This window comes from Paenibacillus sp. FSL M7-1455 (genome assembly GCF_038004655.1).
GTDB lineage: Bacteria > Bacillota > Bacilli > Paenibacillales > Paenibacillaceae > Paenibacillus_AQ > Paenibacillus_AQ cookii.
The window spans coordinates 2,297,241-2,313,246 of record NZ_JBBORO010000001.1 but is presented as its reverse complement, the minus strand read 5'-3'; the positions used below and the strand labels follow the sequence as shown (position 1 = coordinate 2,313,246).

General features: G+C 53.0%; 12 protein-coding genes. 3 read left to right on the top strand and 9 right to left on the bottom strand.

Annotation, left to right across the window (positions count from 1 at the left end; translation table 11 throughout):
- Positions 1-127: 127 nt before the first annotated feature.
- Both NYE48_RS10735 and NYE48_RS10730 read right to left on the bottom strand, forming a co-directional pair.
- On the bottom strand, positions 128-805 hold the full coding sequence (locus NYE48_RS10735) for a response regulator (RefSeq protein WP_212947921.1): 678 nt from the start codon (positions 803-805) through the stop codon (positions 128-130).
- Positions 802-1,638: a sensor histidine kinase gene (locus NYE48_RS10730; RefSeq protein ID WP_036710392.1), complete on the bottom strand. Its 837-nt coding sequence runs from the start codon at positions 1,636-1,638 to the stop codon at positions 802-804. The genes NYE48_RS10735 and NYE48_RS10730 overlap by 4 nt, the downstream gene beginning before the upstream one ends.
- A gap of 164 nt (positions 1,639-1,802) precedes the next feature.
- Between NYE48_RS10730 and NYE48_RS10725 the strand changes: the two genes are divergently transcribed.
- A complete protein-coding gene (locus NYE48_RS10725; RefSeq protein WP_156124578.1) occupies positions 1,803-2,546 on the top strand; it encodes a polysaccharide deacetylase family protein in 744 nt (247 codons plus the stop codon).
- Positions 2,547-2,653: 107 nt separating this feature from the next.
- Here the strand turns inward: NYE48_RS10725 and NYE48_RS10720 are convergent, their stop codons facing one another.
- Both NYE48_RS10720 and NYE48_RS10715 read right to left on the bottom strand, forming a co-directional pair.
- Positions 2,654-4,042: a DUF4179 domain-containing protein gene (locus tag NYE48_RS10720; protein WP_340998490.1), complete on the bottom strand. Its 1,389-nt coding sequence runs from the start codon at positions 4,040-4,042 to the stop codon at positions 2,654-2,656.
- Positions 4,039-4,578, bottom strand: coding sequence for an RNA polymerase sigma factor (locus tag NYE48_RS10715; RefSeq protein ID WP_212947923.1), 540 nt, complete (start codon positions 4,576-4,578; stop codon positions 4,039-4,041). The genes NYE48_RS10720 and NYE48_RS10715 overlap by 4 nt, the downstream gene beginning before the upstream one ends.
- Positions 4,579-4,781: 203 nt before the next feature.
- Here NYE48_RS10715 and NYE48_RS10710 point away from each other — a divergent pair, with 203 nt between their 5' ends.
- Together NYE48_RS10710 and NYE48_RS10705 are read left to right on the top strand one after the other, a co-directional pair.
- Positions 4,782-5,309, top strand: a complete 528-nt coding sequence (locus NYE48_RS10710) for a YfiT family bacillithiol transferase (RefSeq protein WP_036710278.1) — start codon at positions 4,782-4,784, stop codon at positions 5,307-5,309.
- Positions 5,310-5,397: 88 nt separating this feature from the next.
- Positions 5,398-7,542 carry a YhgE/Pip domain-containing protein gene (locus NYE48_RS10705; protein WP_340998484.1) on the top strand — a complete coding sequence of 715 codons (2,145 nt, stop codon included), beginning with the start codon at positions 5,398-5,400 and terminating at the stop codon, positions 7,540-7,542.
- Between the two features lie 139 nt (positions 7,543-7,681).
- On the opposite strand, the gene NYE48_RS10700 is transcribed toward NYE48_RS10705, so the two are convergent.
- The 5 genes from NYE48_RS10700 to NYE48_RS10680 form a co-directional block, all read right to left on the bottom strand.
- Positions 7,682-9,961, bottom strand: coding sequence for a glycoside hydrolase family 3 protein (locus NYE48_RS10700; protein ID WP_340998482.1), 2,280 nt, complete (start codon positions 9,959-9,961; stop codon positions 7,682-7,684).
- Positions 9,962-10,005: 44 nt separating this feature from the next.
- Positions 10,006-11,334: an MFS transporter gene (locus tag NYE48_RS10695; RefSeq protein WP_340998481.1), complete on the bottom strand. Its 1,329-nt coding sequence runs from the start codon at positions 11,332-11,334 to the stop codon at positions 10,006-10,008.
- Between the two features lie 174 nt (positions 11,335-11,508).
- Entirely contained in the window at positions 11,509-14,037 is a 2,529-nt protein-coding gene (locus NYE48_RS10690) for a GH39 family glycosyl hydrolase (RefSeq protein WP_340998480.1), read from the bottom strand.
- Between the two features lie 383 nt (positions 14,038-14,420).
- Positions 14,421-14,942, bottom strand: coding sequence for a PadR family transcriptional regulator (locus NYE48_RS10685; RefSeq protein WP_340998478.1), 522 nt, complete (start codon positions 14,940-14,942; stop codon positions 14,421-14,423).
- A 157-nt stretch (positions 14,943-15,099) separates the two neighbouring features.
- Positions 15,100-15,864 carry a class I SAM-dependent methyltransferase gene (locus tag NYE48_RS10680; protein ID WP_340998476.1) on the bottom strand — a complete coding sequence of 255 codons (765 nt, stop codon included), beginning with the start codon at positions 15,862-15,864 and terminating at the stop codon, positions 15,100-15,102.
- Positions 15,865-16,006 lie beyond the last annotated feature (142 nt).

Below are 16,006 nucleotides of genomic sequence, written 5' to 3'. Positions count from 1 at the left end.
CATTCCCGCTAAAACTTCGGATCTATCGATTGGGCGCCTGCCGCCCGCGTCCTTCGCCTTCCTGGTTCGTGCCGGATTTCGGTTCCTGAGCTTCATGCTGCCGCAGACCCAGGTTCATCCAGAACCGTCATTCCTTCCACAGTTTCGTGAACAAACCCGGCTTTCTTCCGACCAGCCCTTTTTCGATCGCATAACGCGTCAGTTGAACCCGGTTTTCCAAATGAAGCTTCTGCAAAATGTTTTTCAAATGGTTTTTTACCGTCTGGTCCGAAATATGCAGCTCCGCCGCGATCTCTTTGTTGGTCAAACCCGACGCCACCCAGTTCAAAATTTCGCGCTCCCGGTTGGTCAGCGTCTCATGATGCTCCGGGCTTTTCGCCGCCAACGGAAATTCGCGCAAAATTTGCGTGGCTAATTCCCGGCTAAGCGGCGCCTCGTCGCTCATGATCGCGTGCAAATATTCGATCCAGGTCGAAGGGGACAAGTTTTTAAGCAAATACCCCTGCGCCCCTTGCTTCAACGCTTCGAACAAATGCGACGCATCGTCCGAAACGGTAATGATCACGATTTTGACGTACGGATACCGCAGCTTGATCTGCCTTGTCGCTTCAAGCCCTCCGATTCCCTGCATCTGGATGTCCATCAGAATGAGATCCGGCATCAGGGATTCGGTCATCGCAACGGCCTCCTCCCCGCTTGTGGCCAGTCCCACCACCTCGAACGAAGCATCCCCGGACAAAATCTCGTTTACCGCCTCGCGGGCATGCGCGGAGTCGTCGGCGATCAAAACGCGATACGTGCTCATGATGTTTCAGCCCCCTTTCTGATCTCGACCCGGCTCCCCTTGGAAAGCGGGATAAAATCGACCTGCCATCTCAGCTCCTGCGCCCGTTCCTTCATGATCCGCAGCCCGTACCGGTCTTTCATTTGAAAAGGGTCCAGGATCGTTCCCCTGCCGTTATCGTCGATCCGCACCACCCAAGCCTCCGCATCCCCGCTGCCGGTCACCGTCACCAGATCCGCGTGGGCATGTTTGCGGACATTGAGCAGCGCTTCGCGGATGCAGGCGAGCAGCTCCACTTTTTCCTTGGCGGTAAAAACCGGGTCGGGGATGTCCCATTGGATCGAAGGATGGATGAACGTTTCCTTGGCCGTATGCTCGATCCGCGATTTCATGGAATCCTCGATCTCCTGTTCGTCGGCATTCGCCTGAAAACGCAAGTTCGCGATCGCTTGTCTCACGTAACGGTTCACCTCATGCACCAGCTTGCGCATTTCCTTGAACTCGGTTTGCGCCGCAAGCCCATGCTGCCGCGCTTCCGCCCGGTCCATTTTGACGGACAACAGAAACAGCGACTGGGCGATGCCGTCATGCAGTTCCCGTGCCAAAAGATCCCTCGCGGCCAACGCCGCATTTTCCGCACGCTCCTTGTTCAGCTCCTCCTGAACCTGCTCCAGCCGGTGAAACAGCTGGCTGAGCAGCGTCATGCTGATCAGAAAGACGATGACCGGAGTCAAAAAATTCCCCGCCTCCATCGACAAATACGGCATCAACAGCGTATGGCGCACATATTCCCACAGCCCGACCGTCAGCGTCGGAACGATCAAAATCATCCATTTGATTTGCGTATAAGACATAAGGCCCTCCCGAAAAGGCTTTTTCAACATATTGTAGCATGAAGCCGGGAAAAATGCCTGACCCCTCTGGGCCATGCCATGTATGTTCGCCTCCTCTCCGTCGCATACTACCTACGGACTTTGGGAACGGGTCATGGACACCATTACATATAGGGGTTGAAACCATGCAAATTTACATGCGGAGGATGCTGCTGACGGCTTGTGCCGCCGTCCTGGCGACCGGAATTCTCGCTCCGGCGGCCGCGGCCCCTTCCGGAAATAAAGGGCGGGAATATTACGAACAACGCGGGGATGTCGTCTGGGAAATACCGAACAGGGAGAAAGTGATCGCCTTTACCTTTGACGATGGGCCGGATCCGGAGGAAACCGGGCAGATTCTCGATTTGCTGAAGCAATACGATGCCAAAGCCACTTTTTTTGTCGTCGGCAAGCAGGTGGAGAAACATCCCGAGCTGGTGCGGCGCGAAGTGGCCGAAGGGCATGAGCTCGGAAACCATACGTACGACCATGCTTATTTCAACCGCGGCAGCTCCGCGGAAACGATCGCAAGCCAACTGCTCCGCACGCAGGAGGCCATCTTCAAAGCGACGGGAAAAAAATCGTATCTGTTCCGCCCTCCCGGCGGTTACTATAGCGACCGGATGATCGAAACCTGCAAAAAAAACGGGTATTTGGTGGTCATGTGGTCCTGGCATCAGGATACGTGGGACTGGAACCGCCCGGGCGTCAAAAAAATCGTCAACAAAGTGCTCGGCAACGCCCGCAACGGCGACATCGTGCTGATGCATGACCACGTCGAAGGCAGGTCGCAAACGGTGGACGCGTTAAAGGAAATTTTGCCTGAGCTGAAAAAACGGGGTTACCGTTTCGTGACGGTCTCGGAGCTGGCGCAATACAACATTCCTTGAGATAACCCAGCGGGTAGGAGCAAAGGACGTAAGAATAACAAACGAAGGACATGGCATTTTGCCAGCATTGTTGCTGCCTGCCATGTCCTTTTTTGCCTGAAAAACAATCACGGTTTGGACCAGTCGAGAGGCACTCGGATCGTTGTCGGCGGTTTCGGTTCATACCCTGGCTTGTAGTCGTACATAGTCATGTTGATCTGCTTCAGCGAGCCGCTTTCGAGTTTGGGGAATTTCATTTGAAAATCGAACCTCTCTTTGGAGATTCTTACCGGCTGACCGATGCTGTGATGTTCCTTTTCATTCGAATCGGTAAGAATCAATGTCGGTCTTTGATTTTCGGCATCGCTTGCTTCGTAAGTAAGGATTGTTCCTTCATCCTTATAATCCACGCGGGTAACGGTGACCTTCCCGCCGTTTCTGCCCTTCAACACGACCGGAAAAGCGTCATTCAAAGGCGCTTGTTCCTCGCGTCGAATGAAATTTTCAGCTTTTTCGGATGGATCGTCGAACAACACTTCCACATATTTGGGATGCGGATTGATGGCGGAGGGCGGGCTGAAATTGCCGATTATTTCATAGTCTCCTCCGAGGCCCCCGCTTGTTGCAAAATCGGTTTGAAGATCGTCCCGCAGCCTGTAAGAAATTTCGTGTTCCCTGTATTCGCTGGTACGGATGGCGATCTGCGTCGAGACCGGCGTGAACGTAATGCGTTCGATCGTTCTTGTCCTGCCGTTCGTCTCCACGGTTTGATTCGGAAAAAAGATTTTGGTATCCGGACTCGTTTTCGAGACGGACAAAGGAACGGTCACGGACCAATCGCCCTTGACTTGGCCGATCTGCGTGATATTCATGTGCAGCTTATAACCGTCGAGATATTGATAAGCATCGATAAGCGTGCTTCCGATAAAAGCATGATCGTTCAGTTGAGTAAATTTGTGCGTGCTCGATGCCGTCGGCTCTGCCCCGTCAAATTTCAGATCATAGTATACGGCAACATCTTTTTCGCCGATGATTTTCTTTTTGTCCAAATACTCTACGTCGTAATTTAATACGATTTGAACCCCGTCATAAAAAACCTCATCCATCGTAAACCGGATATTGCGGTCGATGACCGATGTATTGAGATGCACGCCGAGGCCCTCTTTTTCGATCTTCGACAAGCCTTGTTCCTCAAACCCCCCGTCGGCCAGCAGCATCTTCATGAACGGAAATCGGGACAAAGCCGCCCTGACTTCCGGCGAGGAAAATAAGACGGCTCCCCCAAGCAATATCAACACGAGGAACGACGCGGCTGCGGCCCGCCACCTGTTCCGGATTTGCTGCTTCCTCCGACTAGCTTCCGCGGCCGATAAATAACGGTCCCATACGTCTTCAAAAGGCGCAACGGGTTGATGTTCCTCCCATTTTCTAAGAATGCTCCCGGCATGCTCCCGCATGATTTGGTCCTGCTCGGTTACGTTTGGTTCAGCATGTACCGGATCACGTTTCGCGCTCATTGCATCTCCTCCTCGCATCGAACCTCGTGCCGCCGCAAAGTCTGGCTGCGCCTTAATTGTTTTAGCGCTTCATGAAGCCTGGATTTGCATGTCCCTTCAGGAATGTGGAGTGCTTCAGCCACCTCGGGCAGCGACAGCTCCGCATAATAATGCAAAATGATCACTTCTTTTCTTTTGGCCGAAAGCCTGTTCACCGATTCCCAAAGTTCCCGCTCGCTTTCGCTTTTCATCATCGATTCCTCCACCAGGAATTCGTCACCGATGTCGGGCGGGTCCGCTTGAAAGAAAAGCCATCTCTGCTTGCGCATGGCGCTTTTGGCTAAGTTTACGGCGATGCGGCACAACCACGGTCTGAGCGGTCTGGATGGATCGTATTGGTCGAATTTTTGAAATGCCCGCAAAAACGTTTCCTGCATGATATCGTCGGCCATCGGACTTGAACGGGTCAACATCAACGCGATCCCGTACACATAAGGCGAGTGTTTGTTATATATGGACCTGGCTTGTTCTTCGGATATGTTCTGAAGTCCCAACATCGCTTCCCCCTTGTCTCGTTACCTTCTATACGCTTTGAAATGCCCAACCGTTCGGTCCAAGCTGCAAAAAAATGCTGCAGACCGGCGCGATCTTATGTTAAAGTTGTGAAAAATATCGTTTTACGGAAGAAGCTACATATAATAAATATAGAGGGGCTTCAGGTGTAAAAAGATGAGACATTCCAATTGGGGAGGTACATGTTATGAATTCCGATTTACGTTATCCTATCGGGGAATTTGCCCCGTCCGAGACGATCAGTCCCGCCGAACGCAGCTATTGGATCGACCAGCTTCGGGCGCTTCCGGGCCAGGTCAGGGATGCCGTGGCCGGGCTTACGGATGAGCAGCTGGATACGCCTTATCGCCCGGGAGGCTGGACCGTTCGCCAGGTGGTGCATCATTTGGCCGACAGCCACATGAACGCGATGCTGCGGATCAAGCTGGCGCTTACCGAAGATGCGCCGACGGTTAAACCGTACGAGGAAAATCTTTGGGCCGAACTAGTGGATTCCACCGCTCCGGCGCCGGAGGTTTCGCTTAGAATATTGGAGGGCGTTCACGCCCGCATGGTCCTCATTCTCAAAAACATGAAGGAAGACGATTGGCAGCGCTCGTACATACACCCGGTGAACGGTAGCACGACGCTGGACCGCCATCTCGGCTTGTATGCCTGGCATGGACGCCATCATCTCGCCCACATCACCTCGCTGATCCGCAGAATGGATTGGTAATGTTTTCATTTTTGCCTTGAGCGGTTAACATAGGATAAAGCGACAAATACTAACAAAAAACCGTTCCATAGGCGAGGGATGCGAATTCATGAAAAACATTGCACTTATTTTTGGCAGGGATATCCGAAATATCGTCACCAACTGGGCGGCATTGGTCATCATTCTTGGATTGGCCATGCTGCCGTCTTTGTATGCATGGTTTAACATTAAAGCCTCGTGGGATCCTTACGGCAACACCGGCGATATCGCCATCGCCGTCGCGAACAACGACAAAGGCACCACCCTCAGGGGCAAACCCATCAACCTCGGCAACGAGGTCATCTCCTCCTTGAAAGACAACCACAAGCTGGGCTGGCGTTTCGTTAGCGAAGCCGATGCCATGAGGGGCGTCAAACACGGGGACTATTATGCGAGCATCATCATTCCCGACAACTTTTCGGCGACGATCGCCACCGTTCTCTCCGATCAACCCACCAAAGCCGAAATTTTATATTACGTCAACGAAAAAATAAACGCCGTATCCCCGAAAATTGCCACCTCGGGAGCCAGCGGCATCATTCAGGAAGTCAGCAAAAACTTCGTCCAAACGGCCAACGGCACCATTTTTAAAATATTTAACGAGCTCGGCATCGAGCTGCAGGAGCAGCTGCCGACCATCGAAAGGGTACGGACGTTGATTTTCAGGCTGGAAAAAGATTTTCCGGAGATCAACCGCGTCGTGAATACCGCCATGAATGACGTGCAAACCACCGACAAACTCGTCAAAAAGGCCCAAAGCAGTCTCCCTGTCGTGACCGAAATCGCGGAAAAAGGGCAGCGCTTTGCGTCCGGCTTGGACACTTTTTTGACCGAAGCATCGGGGGCCGCCAAAGACATCGCTCCGAACGTCAAACAAGACCTGCTTTTGCTGCAGCAAACCGCCATTTCGACGCAGCAGCTGGCCTCCGCCCTGAAGGATCCGAACGTGGACCCGTCGGTCGTAACGGGCATGCTGGACCATGCCGCTTCCAGGCTCGAGATCGGGCTCAAGGTGCAGTCCCGGCTCATCGAGTGGTTTAATCAGCTGAACAAGGTGACCGGCAACAAACTCGGTTTCGTCAGCTCGCGGCTAAAACAGGTGCAGGATAAAATGAAGGAGCAGCAGACGCTCGTCAGCAGTATCAGCAGCGCCGTGAAAAAAGGCGAAAAACCCGCTTCCGATCTGGTCGACCGGCTGGGCAAGGTGTCCGGGGACGCCTCGGAGCTGCTAGGCAACATCCTGGACAGATACGACAGCGAAATCCAGCCGGCCATTCTCGGCGGGGTGAACCAGGCGCGGCAAACGGCGGAAAAAACCCGCGACACGCTCAGCGACGCGCTGAAAAGCGTGCCTGACGTGAAAAAGATTTTAAGCGACGCATCCAAAGGCCTGGCGATCGGCACCCAAGGTCTTGCCCAGATCAAAAAGGAATTGCCGACGGTCGAAAAAAAGATTACCGAGCTGGCCAACAAAATGAGGGAATTCGAAAGCAAAGGCAATCTGCAGGAGGTCATCGGCCTCCTCAAAAACAATTTCCAGCTGGAAAGCCAGGTTTTTGCCGAACCGGTCGTCCTGAAGGAAAACAAACTGTACCCGATTCCGAATTACGGATCGGCGATGTCCCCGTTTTTCAGCACCCTTGCGCTATGGGTCGGAGCTACGCTGCTTGTTTCCCTCGTGACGACGGAAGTGCACGGGGATCATCCCTACCGAAACTATGAAGTGTATTTTGGCCGGTTTTTGACCTTCCTGACGATCGCGCTGCTGCAATCCGTACTGGTCACGGCCGGCGATATGTACATCCTCGGAACCTACGTCGTGGACAAACCGTGGTTTATCGTGTTTGGCATGGTGAACAGCGCCGTGTTTATGCTCATGGTTTATACGCTGGTATCCGTATTCGGCAACGTGGGCAAAGCGCTGGCGATCGTCCTGCTCGTGCTACAGCTTGCCGGTTCCGGCGGCACCTTTCCGATTCAGACGACCCCGGCTTTTTTCCGGGCCATCCATCCCTTCCTGCCGTTTACGTACGGCATCAGCATGATGCGCGAAGCGGTCGGCGGAATCATTTGGCCCATTGTGCGGAACGACCTGCTGATCATGTGCATTTATGCCGCCGTCACGCTGGTGGTCGGCCTGGCGCTGAAAGGCATCATTAACCAGCTCTCGGCCGGACTCGTCAAAAAAGCCAAGGAGAGCAAGCTGATTCATTAACGCCCCGTACGCCGCTCCAACCCGCGTGGCAAACGTCATGGCAGCTTCCCGTGCCAGAAAAAGCCCTGTCCGAAAGCGACATGAATCGCTTGCGGAACAGGGCCTTTTTTCATGTGAATGAACGAAACAAAATGCCTAGTCAGCTTCTACGGTATTTCTTGGTTCGCTCATCCTCGATCACGCCGCTCCAGTTCAACCCGAAGGCAAAGTCATATACATGATTGTCCGAATCGACATGGCATTCCATATCGTGCGCGACATCTTCCAGCTGCTCTTCGACGGTGCGCATATGGGCGGGCATTTGCATCGGCAGCAGCCCGGACGGCTCCGCCGCCCCCGTCAATACATCCATGATCGCCTGATCCTGAACGCCGAAGTTCGCCAGGATGGCATCCACTTCCGCTTCAAACTCCGAAACGACCGTGGGATTGCTCAATAGCATCGAGACAATGACGGGTTTGCCTTTCATTTTTTCCTTCGTCTCCAGCACCATGTTTAAATCCGTCGTATTGTGCGGAATGACGGTTTTTCCTTTATAAGAACGGTTTCGCGGTTCGTTCCCGTGTTCATCGCCGGCCAGGCTGACTTCCCGGGCATGCTCCGCCGTATACGGCTTGTATTGCAGGCTGATCGGCACATAACCGTTCCCGCCCTGCTCCTCGTCCTCCTGGCTGTAGCCGGTGCCGGACTTCGGTGATGCGATAAAGACAAGGCCGAAATCCGCTTCGTCCGGTTGGTCGGTGACTTCGAAATATTTCGAGACGACCTCCAGGTTGACCGGATAATCATAGCTCTCCGGCGTCGGATGGCCGAACCAGTCTTTTCCCGGCGGGAGAAAACGTTTGGGGATGTAAACTTTGCTTTTCGCGCGAAGCGGGAGCACCCCGTTTTTGTTTTTGAGCATGACGATCGATTTAAGCTGTGCTTCGTAACCTTCCCGCATAAATTCGGGGTTCCCGACCAGCTTGGCGCTTTCCTGTGGATCGAGGTACGGATTTTCAAACAAGCCGAGGCGGAACATATTTTTCAGCAGCCGGACGGCCGATTGCTCGAAGCGTTCCCGCATATAGGCTTCGCCGTGTTCTCGAACCCCGATCTTGTAAGCCTCCAACACCGGCTCGATCTCATTGTTGCCGCCGAATTGGTCAACGCCCGCCATCAGCAGCTTGTAATGGCGCTCGGCCACGGTCAAATCCTCCACGCCCCATGGTTTTCCGCTCAGAAAAGAATCCTTGGCGCCGGAAACGTCGGCCGTGATCATCCAGTCCGTGCATACGACGCCGTCATACCCGTATTTCCCGCGCAGCAAATCCTTAATCAGGTACGAGTTATAGGAGTTGCCGACATTTTCGCCGTTTACGGTGTCCTGGCCGAAGGAGATCGTGTAATACGGCATGACGGCCGACGCCTTCCCTGTTTTGCCGTCCAGCTTGAATGCCCCGTCAACAAAAGGCACCAGATGTTCGTCAAAGTTGTTGCCCGGATACACCGCATACTTCCCGCAGCTGTAGTGGGCGTCCCTTCCGGCTTCGCCCGATCCGCCTCCCGGCCAATGCTTCACCATCGCATTGACGCTGTCATAACCCCAACCGTCCGCGATTTCCCGTTCGCCTTCGGAAGTCTGGAAGCCGTCGACATAAGCGCGGGCCAGATCGGCGGCGAGCTTCGAATCTTCGCCGAACGTGCCGTTAAACCGGAACCAGCGCGGCTCCGTGGCGATATCGATTTGCGGAGACAGGGCGGTAGCAAGCCCTAACGCGCGATATTCCCGGGAAGCGATCATCCCGAACTTCTTCGTGATCTCGGGATCAAAAGTAGCTGCTAGGCCGAGCGTCTCGGGCCACATGGAGATATGGCCGCCCGCACCCGCGTTGAATTCGGAGCTTGAATCCGAAGTGTGGCGGGGATCGGAGCTGTTGTTCGCCGGAATGCCAAGCCCGGTGCCTTCGGCAAACGCCTGGATTTTGTTGTTCCAGCGCGCCGCAACTTCCGGACTTTCCACCGTGGTTACGAGCACGTGCCGCACATGGTCCTTGGTCAAAAATGCGATCTGCTCATCGGTCAGTTCCCAAGGCTTCGCTCCGCTCTCTTCATACGTTTTCCCGCTGTACGTGCCTGCAAACCAGCCGGTACTGAGGGCGGGGATCGACTGATGACGGCTGTACAGCATCAGACCGGCAATCTGCTCGACCGTCATTTTCGAGGCCAGATCTTTCGCCCGCTCCTCCGGCGACAGCCGCCAGTCCTCGTATTTGTCCAGCTTGCCGTCACGGCTTAAATCCTTGAAGAACAAGCCGTCCTGCTCGATGATGCCCACGCCCGATTCCTCGCTGTAGCCCAGCGTGGGGCCGCCGGGATTTTTTACGTATCGAACGGTTTCTACTGTCTTATTGATCGTGTCTGAAGTATGGTTTCTCATGTTCGCTCTCCCCGATTCTCTTTGTTTTTATCCGAGTGTTACGTTCAGTTGATGTTGCCTGCCGCAAGGTTGATGCCCGCCGTTTCTGCTCCGTTCTCCGTGGCTACGGGTTCGCCTACTTCCGGCAGCGGCTTGATGGAGATCATGCCGATTGCCGTGAATATGGCAAGAACGAGGTAGAAGAACGTCCAGCCGCCAATTCCAATCGACGTGCCTGCGCTTAACAGAAGCGGCGCAATCGCCGGAACGATCGATTGCGGCAAGGCGTTTGCCACGTTCATGATGCCGAAGTCCTTCGCCGAATCTTCTTTGCGCGGCAGAATGCGCGCCACCAAAGCCATATCGACGGCGGAGAAACAGCCGAAGCCGAGGCCAAGCACCGCCGATGCGACGACATAAGCCGTGTAATGCGGAACAAACGCGAATACCAGGACGGCAATCACCATAATGAATGCAGACAAATACAAGAACGGTTTTTGCTTGCGGAATTTATCCGACAACATCCCGCCGAAGATACTGGTCAGCGCCATGGCAATCGTGGAAATAATGTTCACGGTAGCCACGCTGGATGTCGCCTGCGCTTCCGTGTAACCCATCCGGTTGACGAGCATCACCGTGAGGTAAAGGCTGCTGCAGTATCCCATCATCATCAGAAATTTCGAAGCGACCGCCCAGGAAAACACCGGGAACCGCCGCGGGCTAGGGTAAATTTTGCTCAGCTTTTCGCCGAGCGGCACGGCCGTGTTATGCTCGCGGATAATTTCCACTTTTCCTTCTTGAATCAGGAACAGGCTGATCACCGGGCCTACGATGCCGATTGCGGCGATCAGCGTCCATTTCGCGGCCGAGGAGACATCAGGCAACAAGGTCATCAAGACCATCCCGACTACGATGCCAAGCGGTAAGGACATGCCGAGCAGACCGGAAATCGTGCCTTGTTTTTCTTCTTTCACCTGATCGGGAATGAGCGCCGTGTACGCCGCCATCCCGAAGTTGAAGAACAGCTGCGCAATTGCCCACCCGACGATGATGAGCCATAACGAGGATGTCCAGCCAATCATCAGAAGCGCGGCGCTGCCGACCAAGGGGCCGAGCAAAATCCAGGTGCGCCGGCGTCCGAATCGATTGATCGTCCGATCGCTGATCGCACCGCCCAAAGGGTTTCCGATCAAGGCGAAGAAAGCGCCGATGCCGGCCACGAGGCCATAAGACGACGTATATCCATTCGGATCAATCTCGATCATCTTGAATGTCAACAGCAGTGTCGCCGGCGTCATGAGTGCGACCATCATCAGGCCGTAGCCCAACATCACGCCGAAGGTCAATCGGCCAAAAGGGGTTTTGACCTGTCCTTTAACTTTAGCTCCAGCCATTTATATAACCTCCCATTGTCTTGAAAACGATTACAATCAAATTATAAGAGAAACCGCCTTCATGAAGACAGGCGGTTGTTTACAGACTTATGGGGCGATTTTTAATCTCATTATGAAAGCGTTTAAATCCCCCTTTCCGATCGGCTTAAAAATTGACACAGATTGCGCTGCCGCTCATACCATAGGCGTTAATTCAATCAGCTGCACCTCATGCGGTTTCAAGGTGGAGCCAATCACCGTCCCGTTCTCCACGTTCAAGACTTGAACCTGTCTTAACGGGGAGCTCTGCTTCAGATAAGCGATATCCTCAGCCGTCAATGATTCCGGTGCCCCCATTTCCACCCATTTGTCGTAGCTGCTGCCGTGTTTGAGGGTGATCGTTTGGGTAACCATGCGGTACACGCCTTGAGGCAACCCGCTAAGCGCGATGTCGATTTTTAAGATTTTCTCTTCCTTGAATCCGTTATACCTGTGAGTTTCATCTATAAACGAAGTGTCGCCGAGAGCGTAAAGATCATCATAATGAACGTAATTATACGTCATGATTTGAATGGTATCTCCGCGGGCAGCCACGATATATCCGTCCCCGCGGGCAATCAGCGTCTCCCCCAGCTTGCCGAGCAGCCTGTATGCATGCATGGCGGGCTTCGGGATCCCGTATTGGGCGATCAGCCCAAGTCCTCCATGAAACAAACGCGGTGACGGGAACGTTTCCTCGATGTTGTCGCTCAGCACCCAGTAACCGAAACCGTCGATGCTATCAAGATTATCGAGGATGTTTTTGGCGATATAGGCAGCCTTGTATAAGGTATCGTTCGTCAATTCACGGTGATAGGCTGTCGAATTCCATTCCGTCATATAAACCTCGCGGCCGGATAACCCCTGGTCGGCGAGCAGCTGCAGCTCGATCGCAAGTCTTTCCCTAAGAAAATCGGGATTCGGCGAAATCCCTCCGAATTTCTCCAGCAGCCTCCGGTACAGATCTTCATCCTGCTCGAGTTCCGCTTCCTCCTGTTGTATTCGTTTTTCGATTTCTTCATGCGGATAAAAATGCAGCGGAATGAAGTCGGGAAGACAATCGTGCTTGCGGCAAAACGCGAAAAAATTCGTCGCCGTTTCCGGCGAAGTCACAGTGATGATCCGTCCGGGCGCGCCGATCTTCAGTCCTGCGGATAACCGTTTGACGATTCTGTAGGTGGCCAGGTACAGCTCATGGTATTCCTGAACGGATCCGGGCCAAAATACGTTTAATTCCGGCTCGTTCCAGAACTCGAATCTCCAGCTCTCGACCTCCGCCGCGCCGTAACGGTTCATGCAGTGGCGAAGGAAGTTGTCGATAAGTCCGCACCATTTATCCAGCGACTTCGGCGGGCTCGTAAAGCTGGCTCTGTAGAACACCGTCTTCCCGGGATCGGATGCCAGCGCGGAGGGCATAAATCCCAGCTCCACGAACGGCTTCAAGCCAATCGACAGCATAAAATCGAACAGCTGGTCCACCAGCCTGAAATTGTAGCGCGGCCGCCCTTCCTCGTCTTCATCGTATACCATCATCCCGTCGTCAAAGATCCCGTGGAAGCGCAAATACCGGAACGGACAATTTTGCTGGACATAGATCAGCTGTTGTTGTACGTCGGCATGCAGCCCTTCCTGCGCTTTCCCGATCGTGATGAGGTTTTTCCATGTATGCTTCAGCTTTCTTCCCGGAGCGGACGCGTTCACCTCGTAGGTCTTCGTTTCGATGGCCTGGATCGTTTCAACCTCCAACGATTCGGTACGCCGCAAATACTGACGGATGATCCCCAGTGCGCTGGATTGGTTAAACTGAAGATAATTCGAAGAGATGTCTTGCTTTTTGGCTTCCGTTTCCCGGTCAGGCCGATATTGTTTACGGTATTCGTGAGGGGTCATGCGGTATTTGTTTTTGAACGCCGTGTAAAACGATTTGGCATTGGGAAATCCGTGGCTTAACGCCAGATCGGCAATCGGGAGGTCTTCATGACGAAGCAGCTCCTCCACCGCGTTTTTTAACCGGATGCTGGTCAAATAGGCTTGGAAATTAAGTCCGATGTTTTCGCTGAAAAATTTGGACAGATACGGCACGGACAGAAATTCCTTCTTGGCGATCGATTGCAGGGTGATCGGTTCATTGTAATGCTCATCGATGTAATTGATGATTCGGAGCATGCGCTCCATGTATTTCTCGTTGATCGCGCCGCCGTTTTCGGAGGATTTGAACTGCTTAATGAGCATGGAAAACACGGCCAGCATGCGGATGCCCATATCCAGCTCGTACGCCTCTCCTTTTTTCTGCTTCAGCTCGACCATCTCTGCCAGCATCTGGCGGATTCGGTCCAACCCGCTTTTCTGTTCCGGCCGGACCGCGGAAGAATTGCACTCGAACTGAATGTCCTCAATGCCTTTAATGTTTTCTTTCAGAAACACCATAGGTATCAGGAACGTGGCGATAATGTTCATGTCCAGGCCAATGACCTCATGGACATGGCTGGAATTGATCACAAATACATCGCCTTCCGTTATCGTGTGGCGCTCGTTTCCGACGGTGACTTCCAGATTGCCGGACAGCACGAATATGATCTCCACGCTGTTATGCCAATGGCTCGGCACGTAGTTTACCCGGTGCAGCGATACATCGAACGGCAGATCGTCCGCTGTCTCCACCAATTCAAAGATGGACGTTTTCAAAGATGTCCCCCCAGACAAAGATTGCGTATCTTTTTTGTACTATCGTCCATTATACAAAATAGTATGCTTTATGATCGATCTAAGCGCATTGTAGAAACGCGGCATTATCCCAACCGCCAAACCTCCATTCAAAACAAAATGACCCTAATCGAAGTCTAAAGACCGCGACCAGGGCATTTTGTGGTATTGGATGTAGGCTTTAACTCCATTCGCATGCAAACGAAACGAAACTAAATAACCAGCCGCCGATGGATTACAGGCGACTGGCTGCTTTACTTGAAAGGTGTTTGGATTAGGTCCATTTTTTATATCTTTGCATATGAGCCCGACTTTAGCGGAGCAAAAAAATAATAAACGACGCTGAATTTCGGCGTTCATGCTCATCATCCTTGCTTCGCTTCCAGCTCTTGCAGCGTTTGGATCAGAAAATGCTTGTTGCACTCAAGCAGAGCCATGCGGTGGCGGAAAGACAAATTCACGCCGATGCCCTCGCCGTGCGGCGGAATTTTCGAACATGCCCCGATCAGTTGCTGCACTCTCTCCAGCTTGATCTTAAGCAGTTCTATGGCATCCTCCCGCGACAAATGATCGATAAACATCAGTCCGATATTCCCGTCCGGCGTCGTATTTTCGGCATGGACCAGGGAAGCTCGGAGCAATTGAAAAAAACGTTTTTTGCCTTCTTCCGTGATCGAGTAAATCTGGCGCGGCGGCCGGTTGCCTTCCTGCTCGACCGTCACGTTTACGCAGCCCTGCTTGTCGAGCCGCTTCAAAATGGCATACGCCGTCGCTTTTTTCATATCGGATACTTGACCCAAATTGCGCTCAATGAAATCGTTGATTTGATACCCGTGCTGGCTTTGGGTCATCAGCAATCCCAAAACGAGCAGTTCGCGTTCATCCATCGTTAAGACTCCTTCAATGCTGTTGCTACTTCTAGTATAGTCATTCTTGACTAGCAGGTCAAAAAATGGTTTGGCGCGAGGCTGTTATGAAATCATGGCAGAAGATCGCCTAACATCCCAGGTACCGCGTCCGGGGGAAAGCCGCGCAGGCAGATCGTTACCGTTTCTTTCGGGCCGCGATGATAAAACGGTGACAGCTCGTATCCAAATATCCTTGCTGCTCCAACGTACGATGAAGTTCCCGAAGCTGCCGGTCATACCGATCCACCGAAAAGTCGGGGATTTGCCAGGGAATGACGCTTAAATAATAGACGACGGCTCCCAGGTCATAAAATCTGGAACGCGTTACCTCTTCGTCTTGGCCTTCAATATCGAAATACGGCTCCAACTCCCGCACGGCGTAATCCAAATTCCAATGCGCAAATTCGTCGTTCGGCGCAGCCAGCCATTCGTTCAGCTCCTGGTCGTTCGTCCCCCCAACCTGCTGGGTGATGAACAAGCCGCCCGGTTTCAAAATCCGGTGAACCTCCTTGGGGCAATACGATTCATGGCGGTTGACCACCAGATCGAATTCCTCGTCCGCAAACGGAATCTGCTCATCCTTTTCGATGTAGGAAACCCGGACGCCCAGCGGTTCAAGCCTCCGGCGGGCTACCTCCACATTCGGCTTATACCCTTCCGTAGCGCAAGTATGCGCGGGAAGCCGGCTGAGCCTGGACAAGAACTCGCCGCCGCCAGTCCCCATATCCAGCATGCTTTCCGATTGGGATATGGCTTGTTCCACCAGATTGTAATAATTCCAGCGCAGCGGAAATTCCTGCAGCCTTCCCGTGTTCCCCAGATACGAAAAATCCCAGCCGCTAAACGTCATGTCCGTCGATTGAACGACTTCCTCATAGGACAGGTCCGTCAAATGCTTCATGTTCCCACACCCTTTCGTTTCTCTCTGTCGTCCTGAACATATCATTTCTATGAAAACGGCCAAAAAACCTTTTTCCGGAGGAGGGATGTTCTTCTGCCCCTTTTTCGAAAAAAATGAATGAATATATTTTTATACCATGATA

Coding starts and splice junctions, on each gene's coding strand:
- NYE48_RS10730 (WP_036710392.1), bottom strand. CDS start 1,638: ATGTCTTATACGCAAATCAAATGGATGATTTTGATCGTTCCGACGCTG.
- NYE48_RS10720 (WP_340998490.1), bottom strand. CDS start 4,042: ATGAGCGCGAAACGTGATCCGGTACATGCTGAACCAAACGTAACCGAG.
- NYE48_RS10685 (WP_340998478.1), bottom strand. CDS start 14,942: ATGGATGAACGCGAACTGCTCGTTTTGGGATTGCTGATGACCCAAAGC.
- NYE48_RS10735 (WP_212947921.1), bottom strand. CDS start 805: ATGAGCACGTATCGCGTTTTGATCGCCGACGACTCCGCGCATGCCCGC.
- NYE48_RS10710 (WP_036710278.1), top strand. CDS start 4,782: ATGAATTCCGATTTACGTTATCCTATCGGGGAATTTGCCCCGTCCGAG.
- NYE48_RS10725 (WP_156124578.1), top strand. CDS start 1,803: ATGCAAATTTACATGCGGAGGATGCTGCTGACGGCTTGTGCCGCCGTC.
- NYE48_RS10715 (WP_212947923.1), bottom strand. CDS start 4,578: ATGTTGGGACTTCAGAACATATCCGAAGAACAAGCCAGGTCCATATAT.
- NYE48_RS10680 (WP_340998476.1), bottom strand. CDS start 15,864: ATGAAGCATTTGACGGACCTGTCCTATGAGGAAGTCGTTCAATCGACG.
- NYE48_RS10705 (WP_340998484.1), top strand. CDS start 5,398: ATGAAAAACATTGCACTTATTTTTGGCAGGGATATCCGAAATATCGTC.
- NYE48_RS10695 (WP_340998481.1), bottom strand. CDS start 11,334: ATGGCTGGAGCTAAAGTTAAAGGACAGGTCAAAACCCCTTTTGGCCGA.
- NYE48_RS10700 (WP_340998482.1), bottom strand. CDS start 9,961: ATGAGAAACCATACTTCAGACACGATCAATAAGACAGTAGAAACCGTT.